Origin of the sequence: Methylacidimicrobium cyclopophantes, assembly GCF_902143385.2 — a bacterium.
GTDB classification, from domain to species: domain Bacteria; phylum Verrucomicrobiota; class Verrucomicrobiia; order Methylacidiphilales; family Methylacidiphilaceae; genus Methylacidimicrobium; species Methylacidimicrobium cyclopophantes.
The window spans coordinates 1-1,805 of the sequence record NZ_CABFUZ020000202.1; the positions used below are offsets into that span (position 1 = coordinate 1).

Consider the following 1,805-nt stretch of genomic DNA (forward strand, 5'->3'; position numbering starts at 1 on the left):
TCAACATGGCCATTTATCGCGCCATAGAAGGAGATGTTTTCAAATGAAAAAGAATATGAAAAGAATATTCATATAGTCGGCCAAGTTGGAGGATGTATGGTAGAAAAGGGCAAGGGCACGAGACTGATGAAAGGCGGCATTGGCAAACGCGCGACACCACGTCCCCGGACCTACCTGACCATTGGCTACGACGACAAGGATTGGGCCAAGCGGCATGGCGCACAATGGGATAAGGAGCGCAAGCGTTGGTATGTCCTAGGCGAAGTGTCCGAAATGCTGCTGCCCTACATAGACTCCTTGATGGGTGGTCAGTCTCTCAAGGAAGTTCCTGAGGAAGAACGCCAGGAGGCGAGAGCGAGAGCCACTGCGGCACGAGCCAAACCGCTGTTGCGAACTCCCCCGCCTGACGATGCGCAGGCTGATTTTTTCGTGCCGGGCGTGTGGGACGTGGCAGCCAAGGACAATCGCGGCATCATGGACGTGGCCGTGTTCCGGCTATCGAAAAAGTATCCGCGCGCCAACTCGGTGATGACACACAACCTGCCGGATGGCGGTCATGTGCGTGTGGCCAGCGGACCTGATGGTATGGCTTCCATATGGGATTACGACATCGTGCTGATGGGTGTTTCTCACCTCACGGAAGCCATGAACCGCTATCGTGCTGGTCTGGGCGAAAAGCCAGGCCGTTCGTTCCGGCCACACGTCTCGGAAATCCTAAAATTTTGCCGTCAGTCAGATGGAGGGCGGCAATACGAAGCGGTGGAAGCCGCCTTACGGCGGCTCAAGCAAACCACCGTGGAGATTGTGCGTCGGCAGCGGGGTAAGGATGGACGCCCGCTCCGGGTGACCGAAGGTGCTGGCCTCATCAACGATTACAAGGCCGTGTCGCATGAGGATTCCGGCCGCGTCACGTCCGTGGAGATAGAGCTGCCGAAATGGCTCTATGCCGCTGTCGTCGAGGCTGAACATCCCGAAGTGCTGACGATGCACCCGAACTACTTCCTGATGACGCCTGGTCTCGGCCGCTTTGTCTATCGCCTGGCCCGTGTGGCTGCCGGTAAGGGTGAGGCCCGGTGGTCCTTCCGATTGATCCATGAACGCAGCGGGAGCCCAGATGCTTTCAAGAAATCCAGTGCTGCAATACGCGAACTCATCAAGGCCAACGAACTGCCCGAATACGATCTTGCGGAGGAACCAGGCCAAGATGGCCCCATTCTTGTTATGCGCTTCCGAGGCAGTTTCCCAACGCCCTCCACCGAGAAAGCTGGTCCTTAAAAGACGGACTTCGGGCTGAGCTGGCAGGCGAGTCGGGCGCATACATAGGCTGCATGCGCTGTAGGTGCCTCAGACCTGTGGATACGCCGTCTTTTAAGGACCTGCGGCCGTCCATTAAGGACCAAAGCCCCGTCCATTAAGGACCAAAGTCCGTCTTTTAAGGACCGAACGCTTTCGTAATGCATTGATTTACAAATCAAAATCGCCATTTTTTCAGGCTAAAACCCTTAAAACTAATATATAAAACCCTTAAAACGTCCCGAGTGTGGATAACTTGCGCCCATTACCCGCCATACAACGGATCTCCAAAGGTACGCACCACCTCTTGGGGCTACGCCCCCGCCGGCTCGCGTACTGCGGGCGCCCAGGCCGCTACACGGCTTCCAACCCGGCACCCACCTGCTCGTCGCTACGCGCCTGCGCTCAGATCAATGGTCACGCGCGTAGGCTTGAAATATCTGCTGAACGCAGGGGCGCTGCCCCTGCACCCCACCCGATAGGCTCAGGGCGGCCCGAAGTAACGGATCGCC

The 1,805-nt window shown here is 57.1% G+C and carries 1 protein-coding gene; it reads left to right on the plus strand.

Going from position 1 to position 1,805, the window contains the following annotated elements; translation table 11 throughout:
* Positions 1 to 33 precede the first annotated feature (33 nt).
* Entirely contained in the window at positions 34 to 1,275 is a 1,242-nt protein-coding gene (locus tag FN369_RS08725; protein WP_225487734.1) for a replication initiator protein A, read from the plus strand.
* Positions 1,276 to 1,805: the final 530 nt, after the last annotated feature.